General features: G+C 71.1%; 23 protein-coding genes. 17 read left to right on the top strand and 6 right to left on the bottom strand.

Annotation, left to right across the window (positions count from 1 at the left end; genetic code table 11):
- Positions 1-158 precede the first annotated feature (158 nt).
- From ACH5AF_RS33645 to sucD, 4 genes are all read left to right on the top strand, one after another.
- Entirely contained in the window at positions 159-1,016 is an 858-nt protein-coding gene (locus ACH5AF_RS33645; RefSeq protein ID WP_398907118.1) for a hypothetical protein, read from the top strand.
- Positions 1,017-1,131: 115 nt separating this feature from the next.
- Positions 1,132-2,256, top strand: coding sequence for a hypothetical protein (locus ACH5AF_RS33640; RefSeq protein ID WP_398907116.1), 1,125 nt, complete (start codon positions 1,132-1,134; stop codon positions 2,254-2,256).
- A 441-nt stretch (positions 2,257-2,697) separates the two neighbouring features.
- Positions 2,698-3,879: an ADP-forming succinate--CoA ligase subunit beta gene (gene sucC / locus ACH5AF_RS33635; RefSeq protein WP_215183505.1), complete on the top strand. Its 1,182-nt coding sequence runs from the start codon at positions 2,698-2,700 to the stop codon at positions 3,877-3,879.
- A gap of 21 nt (positions 3,880-3,900) precedes the next feature.
- Positions 3,901-4,785 (top strand): succinate--CoA ligase subunit alpha, encoded by an 885-nt coding sequence (sucD, locus tag ACH5AF_RS33630; protein WP_215183503.1) that lies wholly within the window; start codon positions 3,901-3,903, stop codon positions 4,783-4,785.
- Positions 4,786-5,055: 270 nt separating this feature from the next.
- On the opposite strand, the gene ACH5AF_RS33625 is transcribed toward sucD, so the two are convergent.
- Complete coding sequence (locus tag ACH5AF_RS33625) at positions 5,056-6,519, bottom strand: sigma factor-like helix-turn-helix DNA-binding protein (RefSeq protein WP_398907114.1); 1,464 nt, start codon at positions 6,517-6,519, stop codon at positions 5,056-5,058.
- Between the two features lie 116 nt (positions 6,520-6,635).
- On the opposite strand from ACH5AF_RS33625, the gene ACH5AF_RS33620 reads away from it, so the two are divergent.
- Positions 6,636-8,306 carry a DUF6350 family protein gene (locus tag ACH5AF_RS33620; RefSeq protein ID WP_398907112.1) on the top strand — a complete coding sequence of 557 codons (1,671 nt, stop codon included), beginning with the start codon at positions 6,636-6,638 and terminating at the stop codon, positions 8,304-8,306.
- A 62-nt stretch (positions 8,307-8,368) separates the two neighbouring features.
- Here the strand turns inward: ACH5AF_RS33620 and ACH5AF_RS33615 are convergent, their stop codons facing one another.
- A complete protein-coding gene (locus tag ACH5AF_RS33615) occupies positions 8,369-9,184 on the bottom strand; it encodes a hypothetical protein (protein WP_398907110.1) in 816 nt (271 codons plus the stop codon).
- Between the two features lie 223 nt (positions 9,185-9,407).
- Between ACH5AF_RS33615 and purN the strand changes: the two genes are divergently transcribed.
- Entirely contained in the window at positions 9,408-10,025 is a 618-nt protein-coding gene (purN, locus tag ACH5AF_RS33610) for a phosphoribosylglycinamide formyltransferase (RefSeq protein ID WP_398907108.1), read from the top strand.
- Positions 10,012-11,577, top strand: a complete 1,566-nt coding sequence (purH, locus tag ACH5AF_RS33605) for a bifunctional phosphoribosylaminoimidazolecarboxamide formyltransferase/IMP cyclohydrolase (protein ID WP_398907106.1) — start codon at positions 10,012-10,014, stop codon at positions 11,575-11,577. The genes purN and purH overlap by 14 nt, the downstream gene beginning before the upstream one ends.
- Positions 11,578-11,914: 337 nt before the next feature.
- On the opposite strand, the gene ACH5AF_RS33600 is transcribed toward purH, so the two are convergent.
- The gene (locus ACH5AF_RS33600; RefSeq protein WP_398907104.1) at positions 11,915-12,448 is read right to left on the bottom strand and encodes a hypothetical protein; all 534 of its coding nucleotides are present in this window, start codon (positions 12,446-12,448) and stop codon (positions 11,915-11,917) included.
- Between the two features lie 246 nt (positions 12,449-12,694).
- Between ACH5AF_RS33600 and ACH5AF_RS33595 the strand changes: the two genes are divergently transcribed.
- From ACH5AF_RS33595 to ACH5AF_RS33585, 3 genes are all read left to right on the top strand, one after another.
- Positions 12,695-13,564, top strand: coding sequence for a bifunctional methylenetetrahydrofolate dehydrogenase/methenyltetrahydrofolate cyclohydrolase (locus tag ACH5AF_RS33595; RefSeq protein WP_398907103.1), 870 nt, complete (start codon positions 12,695-12,697; stop codon positions 13,562-13,564).
- 9 nt (positions 13,565-13,573) lie between these two features.
- Positions 13,574-14,179 (top strand): DUF3017 domain-containing protein, encoded by a 606-nt coding sequence (locus ACH5AF_RS33590; RefSeq protein WP_398907101.1) that lies wholly within the window; start codon positions 13,574-13,576, stop codon positions 14,177-14,179.
- A 1,270-nt stretch (positions 14,180-15,449) separates the two neighbouring features.
- The gene (locus tag ACH5AF_RS33585) at positions 15,450-16,439 is read left to right on the top strand and encodes a malate dehydrogenase (protein WP_215183485.1); all 990 of its coding nucleotides are present in this window, start codon (positions 15,450-15,452) and stop codon (positions 16,437-16,439) included.
- Between the two features lie 365 nt (positions 16,440-16,804).
- Here the strand turns inward: ACH5AF_RS33585 and ACH5AF_RS33580 are convergent, their stop codons facing one another.
- Both ACH5AF_RS33580 and ACH5AF_RS33575 read right to left on the bottom strand, forming a co-directional pair.
- On the bottom strand, positions 16,805-16,945 hold the full coding sequence (locus ACH5AF_RS33580; RefSeq protein ID WP_398907099.1) for a hypothetical protein: 141 nt from the start codon (positions 16,943-16,945) through the stop codon (positions 16,805-16,807).
- Positions 16,946-16,987: 42 nt separating this feature from the next.
- Complete coding sequence (locus ACH5AF_RS33575; protein ID WP_398907097.1) at positions 16,988-17,755, bottom strand: helix-turn-helix domain-containing protein; 768 nt, start codon at positions 17,753-17,755, stop codon at positions 16,988-16,990.
- A 283-nt stretch (positions 17,756-18,038) separates the two neighbouring features.
- Between ACH5AF_RS33575 and ACH5AF_RS33570 the strand changes: the two genes are divergently transcribed.
- The 7 genes from ACH5AF_RS33570 (at position 18,039) to ACH5AF_RS33540 (ending at position 21,039) form a co-directional block, all read left to right on the top strand.
- On the top strand, positions 18,039-18,323 hold the full coding sequence (locus tag ACH5AF_RS33570; RefSeq protein WP_398907096.1) for a DUF6415 family natural product biosynthesis protein: 285 nt from the start codon (positions 18,039-18,041) through the stop codon (positions 18,321-18,323).
- Between the two features lie 126 nt (positions 18,324-18,449).
- Complete coding sequence (locus ACH5AF_RS33565) at positions 18,450-18,677, top strand: hypothetical protein (protein ID WP_398907095.1); 228 nt, start codon at positions 18,450-18,452, stop codon at positions 18,675-18,677.
- A complete protein-coding gene (locus ACH5AF_RS33560; RefSeq protein WP_398907093.1) occupies positions 18,655-19,185 on the top strand; it encodes a DUF6879 family protein in 531 nt (176 codons plus the stop codon). The genes ACH5AF_RS33565 and ACH5AF_RS33560 overlap by 23 nt, the downstream gene beginning before the upstream one ends.
- Positions 19,186-19,187: 2 nt before the next feature.
- Positions 19,188-20,039: a helix-turn-helix domain-containing protein gene (locus tag ACH5AF_RS33555; RefSeq protein ID WP_398907091.1), complete on the top strand. Its 852-nt coding sequence runs from the start codon at positions 19,188-19,190 to the stop codon at positions 20,037-20,039.
- A 93-nt stretch (positions 20,040-20,132) separates the two neighbouring features.
- Positions 20,133-20,321: a hypothetical protein gene (locus tag ACH5AF_RS33550; protein WP_398907089.1), complete on the top strand. Its 189-nt coding sequence runs from the start codon at positions 20,133-20,135 to the stop codon at positions 20,319-20,321.
- Positions 20,322-20,438: 117 nt separating this feature from the next.
- Positions 20,439-20,564 (top strand): hypothetical protein, encoded by a 126-nt coding sequence (locus tag ACH5AF_RS33545; RefSeq protein WP_398907088.1) that lies wholly within the window; start codon positions 20,439-20,441, stop codon positions 20,562-20,564.
- Between the two features lie 61 nt (positions 20,565-20,625).
- The gene (locus ACH5AF_RS33540) at positions 20,626-21,039 is read left to right on the top strand and encodes a hypothetical protein (protein ID WP_398907086.1); all 414 of its coding nucleotides are present in this window, start codon (positions 20,626-20,628) and stop codon (positions 21,037-21,039) included.
- Here the strand turns inward: ACH5AF_RS33540 and ACH5AF_RS33535 are convergent.
- Entirely contained in the window at positions 21,032-21,739 is a 708-nt protein-coding gene (locus tag ACH5AF_RS33535; RefSeq protein ID WP_398907085.1) for a DUF6882 domain-containing protein, read from the bottom strand. The two genes, ACH5AF_RS33540 and ACH5AF_RS33535, sit on opposite strands and share 8 nt — an antisense overlap.
- Between the last annotated feature and the right edge of the window lie 351 nt (positions 21,740-22,090).

Raw genomic sequence — 22,090 nt, 5'->3', positions numbered from 1 at the left:
GGTGGAGAGGGCCCTGTTCGTAGGGGCATACCTGTACATGACGGTGTATCGGGCACAACAAGGGGCATGGTGACTCATCGGTAACAGGGGACTTGCGCCGCCCCGGGAGGCTCGTGCGAGCATCATGCCGATCCCCGACCGAAAAGGGTTTTTCCTCCGTGATCCCCGCAGCGCTTTCTCCCGCTGCCGTCGCGTGCGCGCTGCGCCGGACGGTGGCCGGTTCGCGTGCGCTGCGTGTACTCCTGCTGCTGGCGGCGCTCATGACGCTCGGTCTGCTCTGGGGTGGCCAGGCGCATGCCGCGGAGTTGCCGGTCGAGGTGCGTGCCGAGGCGGACGCAGGCACAGGCGTCCGCCCCGGCATCGTGGGTCCCTCGGGCGCCGACGACGCCGTCGCGTCCTTGCCGCCCGAGCAGGACACGGCCGGGCACACCGCGGTTCGCGAATTGCGGCGCGCGGCCGAGGAAGCCGTGAACGGCGTGCGCGTCGCGGTGCAGGCCGTCGTCGGGACCGGCCAGGAGCTCACGGGGGCCCTGGGTCGTGCGCTGCCCCCGGCTCCGGGCGAACTGCCCGAGGTTCCCGGCGGCGATTCCTTCCGCGGCGGCCCCGCGGAGATGCGGTCCGTGCCGGACGCCGAGCCGTCCGCACTCGGGTCCGGCGGCCTCGACGCCGCCGCCGAGGCCCTTGCCGACGTCGCCCACCGGCACCGACCCGCTGCCGACGGACGGTTCGGCACGGTCGACGGGTACGAGGGCGTTGCGTGGGCCGGGCAGTCGCCGGACGTACCGGCCGCGGACGCGGCGGGGACCGATCCGGCCCCGGAGCCGTTCGGCCCGTGCGGGTTCGTGCCCGGTGCCGTGCAGCACAGCGGTGAGAACAACACGCCCCGCCCCGGCGACCAGCACATGGCTGCCTTCGCGGACGGAGCCCGGGACGCGCTCGTGTCCGCTCCGGGCTGCCCGGCGGCCGAGCCGCCGACGCGCGACAGGCCGCGCGACATTCCCGAATTCCCCGGCTAGGGCAGGCCTTCCCCCGCCTCCTGACCTGCCGCGCGGGGGTGGGCAGGTCTGCCCTCCACTCCGGAACCTCTCCAACGCTTCCGGACCGCCGAACGAATTCGAAGGATCAACGAGCATGAACAAGAACATCCGCCGCTCCATCGCGGTAGCCGCCACGGCCACCGGTATGTGGGCTCTCGGCACCGCCGCGGCGAGCGCCGACGAGCTGTCGGTCTCCGTGCCGCTCTCCACCCCGGATCTGGTGGCCGGTGTCACCGACGCCGCCGACGTCTCGGCCGACGCGGGCTCCGATGGTGCCTCGGCCGAGGTCGGCACCCCCCTCGTCGGCATCGAGCTGGAGGTGGGGCTGCCGTCGGTCGGCGTCCCGGACGTGACGTCCGAGGCGCAGGACCAGGCCCGTCAGTACGTCGACAGCGAGCTCCCCTCGTACGAGGCCCCCTCCGCACCGGACGTGCAGCTGCCGTCCGTGGACAGCCCGCAGGTGCCGACCGCCGACGTCCAGGTCCCGCAGGTCCAGGTCCCGCAGGTCCAGGTTCCGCAGGTGCAGGTCCCGCAGGTCGACGCCGACATCGACTACCTCTTCGGGCCGCTCTCCGCGTTCGTGTCCGATCTGGAGCAGGGGCTCGCCGACGCCCGGTACCAGGCCCAGTACCAGGCCCAGGGGCTGGTCACCGCGTCCGGCCCGATCGTGGACGAGACGTCGGCGGCCGTCCTGCCGCCCGTCGTCGCCACCGCCGTGGCCGGAGCCCAGCCGGTCGTGAACCAGGCCGTCGCTGACGCGGGCCTCCTCGCCCAGGGTGTCGTCTCCGACACGACCCCGTTCGCGTACGGGCTCACCGACCAGGTGCAGCCGTTCGCCTACGGCGTCGCCGAGGAGGTGCAGCCCTTCGCGTACGGCGTGGCCGGTGAGGTGAGCCCGTTCGCGGGCGGTGTCGTCTCCGAGGTGCAGCCGCTGGTCGACGCCGTTGCCCAGCACGTGGAGCCGCTCGTCCACGGTGTGGGCGGCAGCGCCACCGGTCTGGCGTACGGCGTGACCGGTGAGGTGAGCCCGTTCGCGGGTGGTGTCGTCTCCGAGGTGAGCCCGTTCGCGGGCGGTGTCGTCTCCGAGGTGCAGCCGTTCGCCCAGGCGGTCACGGGCGAGGTCTCCGCCGACGCCGCGCCCCTCGCGGGCAACGCCGTCACCGGTGTGCAGGGCGTCGTCTCCGATGTGACCCCGAGCTACCTGCCGTACGGCATCTGAGCACGTCCGTACTCCGGTCAGCCGTCGCACGGGGCGCCCACCCGGCGCCTCGTCGGCGGTTGCCTTCAGGGCCCGATCCACGGGCCACTCGGCCCACGGTCCTCGGGGCCACTCCGGCCCCGGGCCACGGCACCCGGCGCGCACTCCGCGGCGCCGTGCCCGGCCGCTGGGAGCGGCTCTCCGAGCCGGAGGGCCGCTCCTGCCACCACCGCCCCGCGCACCCCTGAGCACACGACGGGTCGCGATCTGTGACCGTAATCACCGCCCAGGTGTGATCTGTGATTTAGGGACCCGCGTCCAGCGGGGATAACCTGCCAGGCGGACATGCCGCGCCCACGGACACCGTGTGTGCCTCCCCTGTGACACGAGCAGTCACGTTGCCCTTCGCGGCACGCCCACGCAGACAACGAACCGCGATCTTCAGAAAAGGGACGGACGCGCGTGGACCTGTTCGAGTACCAGGCGAGGGACCTCTTCGCCAAGCACGGTGTACCGGTGCTGGCCGGTGAAGTCATCGACACGCCTGAGGCGGCGCGCGAGGCCACCGAGCGGCTGGGCGGCAAGTCGGTCGTCAAGGCGCAGGTGAAGGTCGGTGGCCGCGGCAAGGCCGGCGGCGTGAAGCTGGCCGCCACCCCGGACGAGGCCGTCGCCCGCGCGACGGACATCCTCGGGATGGACATCAAGGGCCACACGGTCCACAAGGTGATGATCGCGGAGACCGCTCCGGAGATCGCCGAGGAGTACTACGTCTCGTACCTCCTGGACCGCACCAACCGCACCTTCCTGGCTATGGCCTCCGTCGCCGGTGGCATGGACATCGAGGAGGTCGCCGCGACGACCCCCGAGAAGCTGGCGAAGGTTCCGGTCGACGCCAACGAGGGCGTCTCCATCGAGAAGGCCCGCGAGATCGTCGCCCAGGCCCAGTTCCCGGCCGAGGTCGCCGAGAAGGTCGCCGAGGTCCTGGTGACCCTGTGGAAGACCTTCATCGCCGAGGACGCGCTCCTCGTCGAGGTCAACCCGCTGGCCAAGGTCGCGAGCGGTGAGGTCATCGCCCTCGACGGCAAGGTGTCCCTCGACGAGAACGCCGACTTCCGCCAGCCGGAGCACGAGGCCCTCGAGGACAAGGCCGCAGCCAACCCGCTCGAGGCTGCCGCCAAGGCCAAGAACCTCAACTACGTCAAGCTCGACGGCGAGGTCGGCATCATCGGCAACGGCGCGGGTCTGGTCATGTCGACCCTCGACGTCGTCGCCTACGCCGGTGAGAACCACGGCGGCGTGAAGCCCGCCAACTTCCTCGACATCGGCGGCGGCGCCTCCGCCGAGGTCATGGCGAACGGTCTCGAGATCATCCTCGGGGACCCGGACGTCAAGTCCGTCTTCGTCAACGTCTTCGGCGGCATCACCGCCTGCGACGAGGTCGCCAACGGCATCGTGCAGGCCCTGCAGCTCCTCGCCTCCAAGGGCGAAGAGGTCACCAAGCCGCTCGTCGTGCGCCTCGACGGCAACAACGCGGAGCTGGGTCGCAAGATCCTCTCCGACGCCAACCACCCGCTCGTGCAGCGCGTGGACACCATGGACGGTGCGGCCGACAAGGCCGCCGAGCTCGCCGCTGCTGCGAAGTAAGGGAAGAGGGACTGTAGAACCATGGCTATCTTCCTGAACAAGGACAGCAAGGTCATCGTCCAGGGCATGACCGGTGCCACGGGCATGAAGCACACCAAGCTCATGCTGGGCGACGGCACGAACATCGTCGGCGGTGTGAACCCGCGCAAGGCCGGCACGTCCGTCGACTTCGACGGCACCGAGGTCCCGGTCTTCGGCACCGTCGCCGAGGCGATGGAGAAGACGGGCGCGAACGTTTCCGTCCTCTTCGTGCCCCCTGCCTTCGCCAAGGCCGCCGTGGTCGAGGCGATCGACGCCGAGATCCCCCTTGCCGTCGTCATCACCGAAGGCATCGCCGTCCACGACTCCGCCGCCTTCTGGGCGTACGCGAAGTCCAAGGGCAACAAGACCCGCATCATCGGCCCGAACTGCCCCGGTCTCATCACCCCGGGCCAGTCCAACGCCGGCATCATCCCGGGCGACATCACCAAGCCCGGCCGCATCGGTCTCGTGTCCAAGTCCGGCACGCTGACCTACCAGATGATGTACGAGCTCCGTGACATCGGCTTCTCCTCCGCCGTCGGCATCGGTGGCGACCCGGTCATCGGTACGACGCACATCGACGCGCTCGCCGCGTTCGAGGCCGACCCCGACACCGACCTGATCGTCATGATCGGCGAGATCGGCGGCGACGCCGAGGAGCGTGCGGCCGACTTCATCAAGGCCAACGTCAGCAAGCCGGTCGTCGGCTACGTCGCGGGCTTCACCGCGCCCGAGGGCAAGACCATGGGCCACGCCGGCGCCATCGTCTCCGGCTCCTCCGGCACCGCCCAGGCGAAGAAGGAGGCCCTGGAGGCCGCGGGCGTCAAGGTCGGCAAGACGCCGACCGAGACGGCCAAGCTCGCGCGCGCCATCCTCGCGGGCTGACCTTCCCGGACACCGTGTGGGCCCGTTCCCGGATCTCCGGGGGCGGGCCCACACGTCTGTCCGGACCGCGTCTGTCTGTCGGACCACATCTGTCCGGTCGCGTCCGACCGGGCCGGCTGTGTCCGGACTACGTTCTTCCGGTCGCGTCTGACCGCGCCGGATGTGTCCTGATCACGTCCTTTCGGTCGTGTCCGACCGGGCCGGCTCCGTCCGGACGACCGCACCTTCCAGTACGTGCCGGCGCTCGGGCGGCACGTTCGGGCGGGGCGTTCAGCCGAGACCGGGCAGCAGCCTCTGCGGCCCCGCGGCCGGCTCGGCGCGCAGCTTGTCGCGCAGCTTCGTCTGCTCGACGCTGAGCCGCTGCGGCCCGTTGTGCGGCGCCGGTACACCCTCGACCTGCCGGGTCGGAGGCAGCGGCGGCTCGTACCGCCGGGGCGAGGTGAGCAGCGCGAGGGCGGTCGCCACGACGATCAGCGTGGTCGCCATCACGACTGCCCTGGTCCACAGTTCGGCCCGGCGCTCGCAGCTGGTACGCACCGCCGCGGCGGGCATCAGACAGGGTGTGGGGCCGAGGTCGGCGAGCGCCCTGAGCTCGTCCTGGAGCACGGTGGTCTCGGCGAGATGTGGCAGCCGTTCGACGACGGCGGCGCGGGCGTTCAGGACACGGTTCGCGGTGGCAGGGGTGCTCGCCTCGGTCTCCGCGGCGGTCTCGGGCAGGTCGAGCCCCAGACCGTCGTAGAGCAGGAGGGTCCGGCGGTAGGCAGGCGGCAGTTCCTGCAACGCCTCCAGCAAGGCGCGCCCGGCCGGGTCGTCCGGGGGCTCGTCGGGGTGCCGGTGGGCGGGGCGCAGGCGTTGCCAGGGGGACATGGCGTACTCGTACGCGGCCGCCCGCACCCAGCCTGTCGGCTCCCGGTCGACGGCGACCTCGGGCCAGCGCTGCCAGGCGAGATGGAAGGCGCGCTCGACGGACTCGTGCGAGAGGCGGCGGCGGCCGGTGAGCAGGTAGGTCTGGCGGACGAGAGCGGGCGCGGCGTACGCGTAGAGCGTGTCGAACGCCTCGGCCGGCGTCGGCCCGGCGGGTGGAGCGAGCAGCGACGCCTCGGGCCCGACCGGGACCGGGTCCCAGTAAGGCTGCCGCAGTGCGGCGCCCGAGGGCTCGGGCGGCAACGGCGCGGCGACCCCTGCCCGGACGGGCTCGGGCACCGGATCGGGATCGACCGGCATCGGCACCGGCACCGGATCGGGATCGACCGGCATCGGCACCGGCTCGGGCACCGGCGCCGGCTCCGACGTTGCCGGTGCCGATGCAGATGTCGCTCCCTCCTGTTCGGCGGGCTCGTCGGCGACCTGCTCCTCCGGGCCGGGCTCGTCGGCGACCTGCTCCTCCGGGCCGGGCCTGTCGGCGAACCGCCTCTCGGGGCCGGGCTCGTCGGAGACCCGCTTTTCGTCGACGGGCGGGTCAGCGGCCTGCCTCTCGGAGACGGCCGGCTTCGGCGAGGCCGGCGTCCGGGACCGTTCCGCTGCGAAGGCGGCGAGCAGCTTCGCGTATGCCTCGCGCCTGTGGCCCTGGGGATTCGTGCGGCCGGTTTCCCAGGACCTGATCGTGGCGGGCGTGACGCCGAGTGTCTTGGCGAGCTGCGTCTCGGCCAGCGACTTCGCCTCGCGGAGCCTGCGCCGCTCCTTGGGCGGAGGGAGAGGGGGCCCGGACGCGGGCTGTGTGTCGCTCTGTGTCATGCGGGACTCCATGCAGCACTGCACTCGGCAGAAAATGACATAAAAGTATTTTGAGCGACACAACGGTCATTCACCTGTTACCCGGTGAAAGCGCGTGTCGTTGGCAGCATGGCCGCGTGACCCAGTTGACCGATCACAGCCCGCCCCTGCCGCACACTCAGGTCGCCGTGCAGGGTGGCGCGTCGGCGGCCCTCGTCGCCGGAGTCGTGCGCGGTGCGACCGCGGCCGGGCTCGGCCTCGGCACGATCACCGTGCTCGTGATGGTGATGTGGATCAGCTCGCCGTTCCCCGACAGTGGCCCCGGCGGGGCGTTGCACGTCGCCGCGGCGCTGTGGCTCCTCGCGCACGGCGCGGAACTCGTCCGGACGGAGACCCTCTCCCAGCTCCCCACACCGATGGGGGTCGTCCCGCTGCTGTTCGTCGCGCTGCCGGCGTGGCTGGCGCACCGTGCGGCACGCGATGCGCTGGAGCCCGACGACTCGCGTCCCCGGGCGTCCCCGTCGGGCGTGCTGACGGCAGTGACCACCGGATACGTGATGGTCGGGGCGCCTGTCGTGCTCTACGCGGCGGGTGGCCCGCTCGCGGCCGAGCCGCTGAGCGCGCTGGTGCACCTGCCGCTCCTGGCGTTCGTCGCCGCCGCCTGCGGTGTGTGGACGGCGAGCGGACGCCCGCTCGGCCCGCTGCCGGCCGGGCTGCCGCAGGGGCTGCGGATCGCCCTCGCCCGCAGCCGGGTCGCGGTGGCTCTGCAGGCGGCTGCCATGGGCGCGCTGACTCTGGTGGCCGGGGGAGCGGTACTGGTCACGGTCTCCCTCGTCGTGCACGGGTCGGCCGCACAGACGTCCCTGCTCGACCTCGCCGGTGACTGGTCCGGGCGACTGGCCGTGGTCCTGCTGGCCCTGGCACTGCTCCCGAACGCGGCCGTGTGGGGCGCGGCCTACGGCCTCGGCCCCGGATTCGCCCTCGGCACGGGCGCGACGGCGACTCCGCTCGCCCTGACCGGCACACCCGCGTTCCCGGACTTCCCGCTGCTCGCCGCCGTGCCCGGCGCCGGCACCGGAACGCCCCTGCACTGGGCGGCGGCCGCGGTCCCGTTCACCGCGGGCCTGCTCGTCGCCTGGGGCACGGTCCATGCGGCGGCGCCGCGGTACGGGGAGCGCGAGGAGGCGTGGACGTGCGGCGGCACCGCGCTGACGGCCCTGCTGGCCTCCGTCGGCTGCGGAGTGCTCATGGCCGTGCTCGCCGCCGCGTCAGGTGGCCCGCTCGGCAGGGGACGACTGGCGGACTTCGGGCCGGTGTGGTGGCTCACGGGCGCAGCGGCGCTGCTCTGGACGTCGGCGGTCGCGGTCCCGGTCGCCGTGGCGCTGCGCGCCTGGCGCGTACGGGGGGCCACCGCGGGCGAGGGGCCCGGCGCCGGTCCCGGGCGGGGCCTGCCGGATGCGGTGCTGCTCCCGGCGACGGCCCCCGAGTTCTCAGCGGTCCCGGACAAGGATCCGGACTCGGAGGCGGATCCGGACCCGGAATCGGACGTGGAGGCGGACGACGAATTCGAGCCGTACGACTTCCTTCCGGTGGACACCTGGAGCGCACGCAGCGGCGCACCTCAGCCTCCGGCCGGTCCCCCGGTGACGGGCGCCCCGGAGGGCGCCACGCCGAGGGAGGAGACGCCCGCCCGTCCCGGCGGAACCGAGGCCGCCGGGGAGCCGACGGCCGACCCGCCTCCCACCGGGACCGAGGCGAAGACCGAGGCCGCGCCCGGATCCGATGACGTCCCCCCGGCCACGGACTGACGCGGAGAGCACGACGGCCCGGACCGATCGAGGTCCGGGCCGTCGCATGGTCCTCGGCGGCGCTACTCCTTCACGCCCATCACATCCCGCAGCGGCTCGGGGAGATGCTCGTTGCAGGCCAGCTGGCCCGACTTGGTGAGAGCGTCGTCCACGCACGTGTAGAAGTCGCGGTACACCAGCTGCGCCGTGAACGACGCGGCCACGATCAGCAGGGCGATGCCCGCCATCACCAGGCCGCTCATCGCCGCCGTGATCTGCGGCCTGCTCGACTGGGACGGCTGCGTGGGCGCAGGCGTCGGCGCACCGGTCGTCGCCACTTCCGGTGCCGTGCGCCGGGGCTTGGCGCGCAGGGAGCTGATCGCCCAGTACACGGCGAGCGCGCCGAGCAGCAGGGCGATCTCCGGGAAGTCGAACAGCGCGAAGAAGAACGCCCACATGCCGCCGAGCAGTGCGTACCGCGCCCTGCGCTGGACCGGGTCGGTCGGATCCCAGCGCATGCCGCCGGGCCCGGGGCCGCCGCCCTCCGGTCGGTTCTGGTCGCCGCGCCGGTCACCGGGACGGGTGCCGAAGCCGCCCGGGGAGCGCCCCGGCTGGCGGCTGCTCCACTGGCTGCCCCAGCGGGAACCGTTCGAGCCGTTCCCGCCGTCGGCACCGTTCGAGCCGTTCGAGCCGTCCGAGCCGGCGTCCGGCGAAGAGCCCGAAGAGCCCGAAGAGCCCGAAGAGCCGCCGTCGGAGGAGGAGCCGTCGTTCAGGGGCCGACGGGGCTGCCACGGCTGGTCCGGTCGGCCCTCCGGCGGCGGCGCGAAGGGATTGTCGTCGTCCGTGGACTGGCGCTCCCGCAGCAACAGGAGGTCCGTACGGTGGCGTCGGTCCGGCATCTGGTGAACGTCTTCCCCTCGTCATGCCCGTCGTCGAGCGCGCCCGGGCGCGTGCTCTGTCCCCAGACGCTACCTCCCGGCCACGCCCCCGTCCCGTGGGGGCCGTGCTGAGTGCCGGTATCGTTGCTGACGGTCGGCGCCTTCGTAGAGTTCCCCGTATCCAGGGATGCGATTCGTTCGTACGACCACACAAAGCCGCACCGCAACGCGAAAAGAGTCCCCCGTGGCTGCCGCCCGCCTCGTCGTCCTGGTCTCCGGATCGGGCACGAACCTCCAGGCCCTCCTCGACGCCATCGCCGCCGATCCCGAAGGGTTCGGGGCGGAAGTCGTCGCCGTCGGCGCGGACCGGACAGGGATCGCCGGTCTGGAGCGCGCCGAGCGTGCGGGGCTGCCGACCTTCGTGTGCCGGGTGAAGGACTTCGCCACCCGCGAGGAGTGGGACGCGGCGCTGACCGAGGCCACCGCCGCCTTCGAGCCGGACATCATCGTCTCGGCCGGTTTCATGAAGATCGTGGGGAAGGAATTCCTCGCGCGGTTCGGCGGGCGCATCGTCAACACGCACCCCGCGCTGCTGCCCAGTTTCCCCGGTGCCCACGGAGTGCGGGACGCGCTCGCGTACGGCGCGAAGGTCACCGGTTGCACCGTCCACTTCGTCGACGACGGCGTCGACACCGGACCGATCATCGCCCAGGGCGTGGTCGAGGTACGGGACACGGACGACGAAGCCGCTCTGCACGAGCGCATCAAGGAAGTCGAGCGTTCGCTGCTCGTCGAGGTCGTGGGGCGTCTCGCCCGGCACGGCTACCGCATTGAGGGACGAAAGGTTCATGTCGGTGAATAAGTCGGGTAACAAGCCCATCCGTCGCGCACTGGTCAGCGTCTACGACAAGACGGGTCTTGAGGAGCTTGCCCGCGGGCTGCACGAGGCGGGCGTCGAGCTGGTGTCCACCGGCTCCACCGCTGCCAGGATCGCGGCCACCGGTGTCCCCGTGACCAAGGTGGAGGAGCTGACCGGCTTCCCCGAGTGCCTCGACGGCCGGGTCAAGACCCTGCATCCGCGTGTGCACGCGGGCATCCTCGCCGACCTGCGCCTGGACGCGCACCGTGAGCAGCTCGCCGAGCTGGGCGTGGAGCCGTTCGAGCTCGTCGTCGTCAACCTGTACCCGTTCAAGGAGACCGTCGCCTCCGGCGCGAGCCCCGACGAGTGCGTCGAGCAGATCGACATCGGCGGCCCCTCCATGGTCCGCGCCGCCGCCAAGAACCATCCGTCCGTAGCCGTCGTCACCAGCCCCGCGCGGTACACGGACGTGCTCGCGGCAGTCCGCGGCGGCGGCTTCGACCTCGCGGCCCGCAAGCGGCTCGCGGCCGAGGCGTTCCAGCACACCGCCGCGTACGACGTGGCCGTCGCCTCCTGGTTCGCGTCCTCCTACGCGCCCGCTGACGAGAGCGACTTCCCCGACTTCCTGGGTGCCACGTGGGAGCGCGAGAACGTCCTGCGCTACGGCGAGAACCCGCACCAGCCCGCCGCGCTCTACACCTCGGGCGCCGGCGGCCTCGCCCAGGCCGAGCAGCTGCACGGCAAGGAGATGTCGTACAACAACTACACGGACACCGACGCGGCGCGCCGGGCCGCGTACGACCACTCCGAGCCGTGTGTCGCGATCATCAAGCACGCCAACCCGTGCGGCATCGCGATCGGCGCGGACGTCGCCGAGGCGCACCGCAAGGCGCACGCCTGCGACCCGCTGTCCGCATTCGGCGGCGTGATCGCCGTCAACCGTCCGGTGTCGGTCGCGATGGCAGAGCAGGTCTCCGAGATCTTCACCGAGGTCATCGTGGCGCCCGGCTACGAGGACGGCGCGGTCGAGGTCCTGGCCAAGAAGAAGAACATCCGCGTGCTGCGCGCCGAAGGCGCCCCGGCGAACCCGGTCGAGCTCAAGCCGATCGACGGCGGTGCGCTGCTCCAGGTCACCGACCGCCTCCAGGCCGACGGTGACGACCCGGCGAACTGGACGCTGGCGACCGGCGAGGCGCTGTCCGCCGACGAGCTCGCCGAGCTGGCGTTCGCCTGGAAGGCCTGTCGCGCGGTCAAGTCGAACGCGATCCTGCTCGCCAAGGACGGTGCCTCGGTCGGCGTCGGCATGGGCCAGGTCAACCGCGTCGACTCGGCGAAGCTCGCCGTGGAGCGGGCGGGCGAGGAGCGCGCACGCGGTTCCTACGCGGCGTCCGACGCGTTCTTCCCCTTCCCGGACGGCCTGGAGATCCTGACCTCCGCGGGCGTCAAGGCCGTGGTCCAGCCGGGCGGTTCGGTCCGCGACGAGCTGGTCGTGGAGGCGGCGAAGAAGGCGGGCGTGACGATGTACTTCACGGGGACGCGGCACTTCTTCCACTGAGGTTCCGCCGACAGACGGCCAGGGGCCCGCTGGTTGCTCAGTTGCTCACCAGCGGGCCCCCGCCAGCACCAGTACGGTGGCGCCGTCCGGTTCGGGATGGTCCGGATCGTCCATCGTCAGGCCGTCGTGCCTCCGGCTGAGCCGCGGCGAGCGCGGCTTGCGAGGCAGGGCCGGCTCCCGCTCGGCCGGCTCGGTATCGGGACGGGTTCTCGACGACAGCGGACGTCCAGGGTGCACGCCATTCCGCCGGAGTGGCACGGAAGTGGCGGGAAACAGCCGAAGGCCGTCAACCCTTGCCGGAGCGGGGTTCACGGCCTTCGCACGTGAGGTGCGTTCGTCAGTGGCGCGGGCGCTTGAACCACTCGGCCGAGGCGCTCTTGGACGCGAAGATGACGAGCAGGATCGCCACGATGAACGTGATGATGCCGACGGGGATCGTGAAGATGCCGCTGATGATGGCGAAGGCGCCGTACACGATCGAGCAGACCCGGACGCCGTTGGCGCCGCTCGAGTACTTGAGGGCGAGCGCGAGGCCCAGCGCGGCGAAGACCAGCGCCAGCACGATCAGGAAGCCGATCACCCCCTTGCCGAAGTCGGCGAACGCCTCACTCTGGGTGCCATCCAGACCCGCAGCCGACTCGTCGATCTTCGACAGGGTGTAGCCGTAGATGCCGGCGACGACGACCTGGCAGACGACGATCACGTACAGGAAGATGCGAGCGGCCTTGGTGATGCCCGGCATCTCGGTCGGACCGGTCGGGTAGCCACCGGCGTACGGCTGGACCGGCGGGGCCTGGGGGTAGCCGTAGCCGGGCTGGCCCTGGGGCTGGCCCGGCTGGCCGTACGGGTTGTTCGGGTCGCCGAAGCTCATGGCGGGGTTCCTCCGTTGGAAATGCGGGGACTGCGCGGTCCGAGCGGAGGAACTGCATGGTATTTACTGTTTTGGCCCCCCGGCACTGCCCGCGGCACTGCGCGGATCATCGTCGTATTTCCGTCGCCTTTTTGTCCAGCCGGTATCCGCATGTGTTGTGCAAGTGCAACCTGCTGTTCGCCCGAAGGGCGAGACGGCGGCGGACCGGATTGGAACCGGGACGGGTCCATCCGGGAGGATGGGGGCATGACTGCCCAGATTCTCGATGGCAAGGCCACCGCAGCCGCGATCAAGTCCGATCTGACCGCCCGCGTGGCGGCCCTCAAGGAGAGGGGTGCCACCCCCGGCCTCGGCACCCTGCTCGTCGGGGACGACCCGGGCAGCCGCTGGTACGTCAACGGCAAGCACCGCGACTGCGCGCAGGTCGGCATCGCCTCCATCCAGCGCGAGTTGCCCGCGACCGCGACGCAGGAGGAGATCGAGGCGGTGGTACGGGAGCTCAACGAGAATCCCGACTGCACCGGCTACATCGTGCAACTCCCGCTTCCCAAGGGCATCGACGCGAACCGCGTGCTGGAGCTCATGGATCCGGCCAAGGACGCGGACGGCCTGCACCCGATGAGCCTCGGCCGGCTCGTGCTCGGCATCGAGGGCCCGCTGCCCTGCACGCCGTACGGCATCGTCCAGTTGCTGCGTCACCACGGCGTCGAGATCAACGGCGCGAACGTGGTCGTCGTCGGCCGCGGCATCACCATCGGCCGGCCGATGCCGCTGGTGCTGACCCGCAAGTCGGAGAACGCCACGGTGACGCAGTGCCACACCGGTACGCGGAACCTGTCGGCGCACCTGAAGCAGGCGGACATCATCGTCGCCGCGGCCGGCGTACCGCACCTGATCAAGCCCGAGGACGTCAAGCCGGGTGCGGCCGTGCTGGACGTGGGCGTGAGCCGTGACGAGAACGGCAAGATCGTCGGCGACGTGCACCCGGGCGTGGCCGAGGTCGCCGGCTGGGTCGCCCCCAACCCGGGCGGCGTGGGCCCGATGACCCGCGCGCAGCTGCTGGTGAACGTGGTCGAGGCGGCCGAGCGCGCGGCGTCGGCCAAGGCCGAGGGCTGAGCCGACCCCATGGGCGTACGCACCAACGAGGTCCCTGACGGAGACGCCGCCGCGGCGGATGCCGCGGACGCGGCGGACGAGCGGGTCGCGCCTGCGGGCGCCGCCGAGCCGGGGGCCGTGACCAACGGGGCCGTCGCGTTCGACGTGTCCGGGGCCGTCGTGCCCGACGTGTCCGGGGCCGCGGCGCCCGCGGACTCCGACGGCTCCGGCGAGAAGAAGCCCTCACGGCGGCCTCCCGCCGTCACACGGGACACCGCGCGGCCCGAGGGCGGCGGGCGTGCCGCGCCGAAGGACGCGCCCGCGCCCGCGCGGCAGTGGCCTCTGCTCACCGTCCTCGGGATGACCGCGGTCGGTGTGCTGATCGTCGGCACCGACGCCTTCGCCGAGGCGTTCCGGATCGGCGCGATCCTCATCGGAGCCGCGCTCATCACCGGAGCCGTCCTGCGGCGCGTCCTGCCCTCGGTCGGCATGCTCGCGGTGCGCTCGCGTTTCACGGACATGATCACGTACGGGGTGCTGGGCGTGGCGATCGTGCTGCTCGCGCTGGTGACACAGCCCAAGCCGTGGCTGGACATTCCCATCCTGGAGGACGCCGTCCACTTCACGGTGCGATAGCGGCCGCAGGCCCGCACGAACGGTGAACGGCGCCCGTCCTCTCCCCCGAGGGAGGACGGGCGCCGTCGTGTTTCAAGAGTCATGGACGCGCCAAAGCCGATCAAGTGACGGGTGCGGCCTGTGGCACGGAGGTGACCATTCCGCCACGGTGTGATCGTTCCGCTACGGAGGGCGGCCAGGGCGCTCGCTCGCCGACGACGCGGCAGGCGTTCCCATGTGCGGCAGCCGCCGAAGCGCAGGGGCACCACGCCGACGTCGTGGCACCACACGCCAGCGATCACGCGGCACGCATTCCCCGTCGGCATCAGCGACCGCCTGCGGGCGGCCCCCATTTCGCGTCAGCGGCGGATGCGGCGGGCGTGTGCTGGAGGCCCGACCGGCGGTAGGTGGTCCCGCTCGCGCAATCGGCTTGCCCAGGCGTCCCCCGTCGTGCGGCCCGGCGAGCCGGCGACGCCTGACGACGGGGGCTGTCGAGGCGGCAGGGTGGCACGACGCCGGGGGCAAGAGGGCATGCGGCGGGGCGCGGCGTCCTCGCCGCCGATCGCGGCCTGCCGTGGGCGCCCCTGCGAGCGGCCACGTGCCGGCCGTCTGCCGTCGGTGGCAGCGCTCGACGCGCAGTCGCCACGCGCCGGCCGGCGCTCGACGCGCGGGCGTCAGTGATGGCCGCGGCCGTTGCCGCGCATGTGGCGTCCCCCGGGTCAGCCAGTAGGGGGACGCACCCCCGTCGGGGTGAGCGACCGCGCAGCCACGTCCCCGTTGGTGTGAGCGCCTATGTGCGAGGCGCGTTCCCCGTCGGTGGCAGCGCTCGACGCGCGGGCGTCAGTGATGGCCGCGGCCGTTGCCGCGCACGTGGCGTCCCCCGGGTCAGCCAGTAGGGGGGACGCACCCCTGTCGGGGTCAGCGACCGCACAGCCAGGCGTCCCCCGTCAGTGTGAGCGGCCACGCGCCGGCCGTCTGCCGTTGGCGGCAGCGCTCGATGCGCGGGTGTCAGTGATGGCCGCGGCCGTCGCCGCGCCAGCGGCACCACGCTCGCGTCAGCGAGCACGCCGCAGCCGCCCCGCGTGGCCGGAGCCCCCGACGACCCGCCGGACAGCCTGGGAGGCGCGTGAACGGGTGAGCCGCGCCACAAGGGGGTGAGGGTTGGGCCGGGGCCGGGTCGGATAGCCTGACCGCTGGAATTCTCTTCACGTCAAGATTCAGGTAGGCGTGGACGAGACGTCCCGCACGAGGGGCAGTGTTGCCCACCGCCAGCTGTCTTACGGAGATCGCCATGACCCGCACTCCCGTCAACGTCACCGTGACCGGCGCGGCCGGCCAGATCGGCTACGCGCTGCTCTTCCGCATCGCCTCCGGCCACCTGCTCGGCGCGGATGTGCCGGTCAAGCTGCGCCTGCTCGAGATCCCGCAGGGCCTGAAGGCCGCCGAGGGCACCGCCATGGAGCTCGACGACTGCGCCTTCCCGCTGCTCAAGGGCATCGACATCACCGACGACCCGAACGTGGCCTTCGACGGTGCCAACGTCGCCCTCCTCGTCGGCGCCCGCCCCCGCACCAAGGGCATGGAGCGCGGCGACCTGCTGTCCGCCAACGGCGGCATCTTCAAGCCGCAGGGCAAGGCCATCAACGACAACGCCGCGGACGACATCAAGGTCCTCGTCGTCGGCAACCCGGCCAACACCAACGCGCTCATCGCGCAGGCCGCGGCTCCGGACGTACCGGCCGAGCGCTTCACCGCGATGACCCGCCTCGACCACAACCGCGCCATCTCGCAGCTGGCCGCCAAGACCGGCGCCGCCGTCTCCGACATCAGGCGCCTGACCATCTGGGGCAACCACTCGGCGACCCAGTACCCGGACATCTTCCACGCGGAGATCGCGGGCAAGAACGCCGCCGAGGTCGTGAACGACGAGGCGTGGCTGGCCGACACGTTCATCCCGACGGTCGCCAAGCGCGGTGCCGCGATCATCGAGGCCCGTGGCGCGTCCTCGGCCGCATCCGCCGCGAACGCCGCCATCGACCACGTCCACACCTGGGTGAACGGCACCGCCGAGGGCGACTGGACCTCCATGGGCATCCCGTCGGACGGCTCCTACGGCGTCCCGGAGGGCCTGATCTCCTCCTTCCCGGTCACCTGCAAGGACGGCAAGTACGAGATCGTCCAGGGCCTGGAGATCAACGACTTCTCGCGTACGCGCATCGACGCGTCCGTGCAGGAGCTGGAGGAGGAGCGCGCGGCGGTCCGCGAGCTCGGCCTCATCTGACATACCGCACACAGCGGTTCCCGCCCCCGGTTGGCTTCGGCCGCCGGGGGCGGCGTTTCCCGCTCGCGCTCCACGGGTGATTCGCCCACCCCGCGTCCCGGTGGGGACACAGAGCAGTCCCCGGTAGTCCGCGCCGATTTCCGTGCGCCTCGGTCGTCGCCGATCGCACGTCTCCCGGGCAGGCCGCCGGGGGCCTGGCCAGAGCCGAGAGAAAGGTCACGCGGGCCGGTGGACGTCTCCTCCGACGAGTGCGGCTCTCTCCGGTTGTCCGGTGTAAAGACCAGTTTCCTCCCGATACGTCCGACGTCAATACCCGGTCGTTCCGGTGCCCCGTCCCCGTCGCCGATCACCGCCGCTGCGCGAGGTCAGGGCTTCCCGATATCGACCACCCACACGCTGGTTCCGTCGTACACCTCGGGTGTCGCGCCGAGAACCTGGCCTTCGATCGTGCCGGACACCGCGGCGTAGACGGCATGGGCGTGGCGCCAGTCGATGCCGGAGGCCACGGCCTGCTCGACGGCAGCGGACGCAGAATAGGTGTGAATACCTCAGCTCGCGTCTGGTCGGCAGTTGCGGCAGCGGCCTGGTGCCGGAGATCTGAAGGGCCGCTCGCAGCCCTCGCACTCCTGCATCGGGACCACCCCGACCGGCGCCGCGAGCGGTGGCAACTCCGGTGGCAGCCAGTTCTCCAGGCGGTACGCCAGCACGCGGGCCGGGTGGTACAGCGTGCCCGCAGGCAGCCCGGAGGCGAGCGTGCGGGCCACCTGCGGGCCCGGGACGCCACGCTCTAGCCAGGCGGTGACCGCGGGCGCGAGGTCGGCGACGTCGCGGACGGAGAGCGTCAGGCGAGGGTCCAACGAGCGTAGACCGGCGAGGAGTTGGGCGGCGGGCTGGTGGAGCAGTTCGCCGAGACTGGGCAGGTCGGGGCGGCGAGGGCAGCGCTTCGGTTGCTTGACGAGACTGACGCGGCGCAGCGGCGGCCGGGCGCCAGGGCACTCGTAGTACGTCGTCCGGGTGCAGATCCGCTGCCCGGGCGCGCGGTGCTTCACGCGGCTCAGGTATCCCGCTGCTTCGAGCTCGTTGAGCGCCTTCGCGAGGCGGTCGGGGCTGTCGGGGAACTCTTCCGACAGGGCCTCGATCGAGACCCGCTTGCCGTCCTTGACGGACTGGATGTAGAGCGCGACGCCACGGGCGGCGGCGGAGAGGGTCTTGTGCTGGGCGAGGTGGTTGCCGACCACCGTGAAGTTGTCCTTGTGGCGGTGGCGTACATGCACCACACCACGGGAAAGGGGCGCGGTAGACTGCGCTGACGTCATCGGGAAGGTTTCCTCTTCCTGGTGAACAGGCCCTCGGACCGGGATTGCCGTCCCGCCGGGGGCCGTTTCTTTTTGGTGTTGTCGGCGTGAACGTACCGCGCCCTTCCCGGCATATGCCAGCCCGTCACCTGATCGTGTGACGAGGGGAGTTGGAGGGGAGGTTGGGTAGTTCTTGCTCCGCTTCTTTAGGGGGCCTGCGGAATTTCCGCCCGGCGAGGCGCCGGATCCTGGAAATCCCGCATCCGGTGCGACCTGCGGTTTTCGCGGCGCTGCTCAGGAGCTCGTGCAACTGCTGCGCGTGCAGATCGGGCTGCTCGTCGGCCAGGTCGAGGAACTGGCCCTCGCGCTCCCGGCCGGCGAACAGGGGCGCTGCCTCGCCCTCGCCTCGGTCGGCGAGGCCCGTCGCAAGCTGCGGGCAGGGCTGCCAGCAGGCATCGGGCCCGAACGCCCGGCCGAGCAACTGGAGCGCATGCGCCTCGCGTTGACGTACCACCTCGGGGAGTTGGAGGCCGTCGGACGCATGACGGTGCAGGGCGGGCAACGCGATTCCGAACCCTGCGGCTCCTGACCGTTTGGACGGTCACTCGGGCTCGAACCTCGAAGAGGTGCAAGTGCGTGCAAGTTCCATGACACAACAGCCGATTCGAGTGCAAGCTTCTGACTGCAGATCATCGGCTCCATCAGAGGAGAGGCCATGGCACTGCGTAGGCTGGGTAAGGACCCGGAGTCCAAGACAGGCGGGTCTCCGACCGTCTACCTGGACGACGAGACGGACAACTATCTGGTTCAAGGATGGAAGGTCCGGGACGACGAGCGACTGTCGCAGATGGACATCCCGGGGCACGAGACGGTCGTGGAAATCCCGCGTCGTATGGTGCAGTTCTTCGAGGAGATGCAGAGTGGCGCAGACGTCGACGTTTGAGGAACTGCTGGCCTCCGCGCGTCACTCGGCCATCCATCTTGAAATGCGCGACGGCTACATGACCTCCGATCCGGACTACATTCAGTGGAAGAACGGGGTTCGGGCAGCTGATCTGACGGCCAACGACACTTCGTTCCAGAAGTGGCTCACATGGGTTCGCCAGGCCACGGAGCGGGGCGTCGCCATCCGTCGCGCGCGGGTGTTCTCGGTGCCGGAGTCCGACTACATCAAATTCGAGTACCACTACTCCGACGCCAACGTGGCAGCCGGCGAACAGATCCGGTGGCTTCCCCGCCGTCGCGCGACCGACATCGCGTTTCCCGGCAACGACTTCTGGGTGTTCGACAACGAACTGGTACTGGTCCTGCACTTCACCGGCGACGGGGAGAGCCCCGACGACTGGATGGAACTGACACGGGACGCCAGAATTCTCGAACTCTGCACGAACGCCTTCGAAGCAGTGTGGGAACGCGCCGTCCCGCACGAGCAGTACAAGATCTCTTCCTGACCGTGCCCACGTCTCCGTCCTCCGCTGTCCGGGAAGCCCGCAAGACGCTCGGCAACCGGCTTCGTGAGCTGCGAAAACAGGCAGGGTTCACGACAGCCCGCGCCTTCGCGGCGGAGGCCGGCTGGAGCGAGTCGAAGGCTTCCCGGATAGAAAACGGGGTCACCGCTCCGTCCGAGGAGGACCTGCTCCGGTACGCCGTGGTCTGCGGCGTACCGGATGCGCACCAGGATCTCGTTGCCACGTCGCACAACATCGAGGAGATGTATGTCGAGTGGCGTCGTGTCGAGCAGCAAGGGCTGCGGCCGATCCAGCAATCGCGCGTGCCGCTTTACGAGAGGACGCGCCACTTCCGTGTCTACGAACCCGGCGTGATTCCGGGTCTCGTGCAGACCGCGGCATATGCCCGCGCGATCATGAGCCGTATCGCCGCGTTCCGCCTCATTCCCGATGACGTGGACGAGGCGGTGGCAGTGCGCATCACCCGTCAGAAGGTTCTCTACGACGCCTCTCGGCGCTTCGGTCTGCTTGTCGAGGAGACGGCCTTGCGCTCTCGTTTCGGCGGCTCGGAGGTGATGGCCGCACAACTTGGGCACCTCCTGAAGATCGCCGCCCTTCCGCAGGTCAGCTTCGGGGTGATTCCCATGTCCGCCGACCGCGTCATGTGGCCCCTGGAGGGTTTCTGGGTTTTCGACGACGAGCGCGTGCTGGTGGAACTCGCCACTGCGGAAGTGACGGTCAGGCAGCCGAGCGAGATCGCTGCCTACACATGTATGTTCTCCGAGTTGGCCGGGATGGCCTGCTATGGGCCGCAGGCCCGAAGCCTGATCGCAGAGGCCATCGGCGTGCTCGGGTGAACCGCTGCAAGCAGCAGCAAGTTCATTGAGCCGCACTCCGCCGTGAGCCGACGCTCTTCGCAACGTCGAACGCCCTCGTTGCGGAGGCCGCGCATGACCCCTCAGTACTGCTACCGGTGTGGCGCACTCACCCCTGACCCCGTCCTCGTCGACGAGGTCCACGCCGCGAGCGGTCCCGGCCACAACGTCTACGCCTGCCCCGCTCACGCACCCCGCGTGCCCGCCGCGCTGACGCCCGCCGCCGCGCTGGCCAACGCTCTACGCCGGCGCATGGCGCCCTGAAGGCTCCCCGCCACCGGCCGGCGAACCCCGCCAAGGAAACCCCGGCCGGGGCAGGGCGGGCCCGTGGAGTGGGCCCATCGCAGGTGCACGGCGGTCCGGGGAAGGGCCTGGGACCGATTGAGCGCACTGGAGGTCACCATGCGCTACCGGATGGACACGGTCAAGGCCGACCCGGAGGACGACAGCGGGGGCGGCGGCGAGAGCGGCGGCTGTGGGGACGGGGACGGCTGCGGGCGTCAGTGACGCCGAGTGAAGGGGGCGGGGCGGCTGCCGAGGCCGCCCCGCCCGGCGTATGAGAGGCACGATGGACAGACATCACCACGGCTACACCTGGCTCGGCAGCGGCTTCGACCTGCACCGTGACGGACCACGGCGTGAGGTGCATCCCGAGTTCCGGGCGAGCCCGCTGCCGCCGCTGGAGGTCGCGCAATGGCTGCTGAAGCCCGAGCATTTCGTACGCGGGACGTGGACGGACCCGGGCGAGGCGGCCGGCTGGTACGGCACGCAGGTTCGGGCGCATACAAACGCATTCACGGACAGGCACGAGCGCGACGTCGTCGAGCAGCGGCTCGCTGCCGTACGGGCACGGCTCACCGATGGGCAGGATGTCGTCGGTGGCTGGTGGCTGACCGGGCAGCGTTTCCTCTCGGTCTGCCTCGTCGCCTGCTCACCGCACCGGCTGAGGGGCGATCTTCCGTGCCCTCAAATTCTCAGCTGATCGGCCGCGGGTCGCCCGTGTTGATGCTCACCGAGGCGATGCGGTCGAGGTCGTCGAAGAGGACGTCCACCGTGCCGCCGTCGGGGAGGCCTGCGCTCATGCGGTCGGCGGCCCGGCGCACCGGCAGGTCGTGGTGGGCGAAGTAGCCCTCGACGACACGCCGCGACGCGGAGCCGCCGAGCAGGCTCGCGCCCGTGAGGAGCACGCGGGGGAGCGTGATCGCGTCAGGTTCGGCGCGGGGTACCTGGAGGTCGTCGGGGACCAGGTAGGCGCGGGCGGAGGCGTTCGCCTCGACGCCGATGTATCCGGTGGCGCCGAGGACGCCCATGGCGGCGAAGGCCAGGGTCTCGGCGGCACGGCGGGGGTCGTCGTGCCCGGCCAGGCGGACCAGGTCGTCGGTGAACTCCCGCAGGCCGTTCGCCTGGCCGTACCGCCGCACCTCCTCGGCGGCGCGCACGACGGGCGTGCCCTCGAATCCGGGGTTGGCCCACGCCCAGAGCCACGACTGATCGTCGGTGTCGAACGTGCCGAGCAGCGAGATCCTCAGCTCACGACCCGACTGCCGGTACAGGCACTGCCCGAGGTCGGCGCTCCACTCGCCCATGGGCAGGAACTCGTTGAAGATTTCGAGCTGTTCGGCACCCCACGCGGAGTGCTCCTCGGTGAGCCGGAGGAACGGCTCGCTGAAGGTCATGGTCATGATCCGGACCCTAGAGGGGCCTGCCGCGACGGGCCGAGCCGGGTCCTGGGAGTGCGTACCGGCACCGGGCCGGGTGGAACGCGTGTGAGTGACCCACGTCGCACGGTCGGCGTGAATCACCGTGTCGTACGGGCGGTGCGAGTGATTCCGCGTCGTACGGGCGGTGCGAGTGACCCACGTCGCACGGTCGGCGTGAATCACCGCGTCGTACGGGCGGTGCGAGTGACCCACGTCGCACGAATCATGTGAGTGACCCACGTCGCACAGTCAATGTGAGGCAGAGCACTTTCCGTTAAGCGTTGCGCATGGTTTTCGGATACCCGGGCAGGCGGCCAGATCGCCGGGTTGTGA

The sequence above is a fragment of the Streptomyces sp. NPDC018833 genome (assembly GCF_044390825.1).
Taxonomy (GTDB): Bacteria; Actinomycetota; Actinomycetes; order Streptomycetales; family Streptomycetaceae; genus Streptomyces.
Note: the sequence above shows the minus strand (reverse complement) of the source record. Positions and strands in the feature narration are given on the sequence as shown.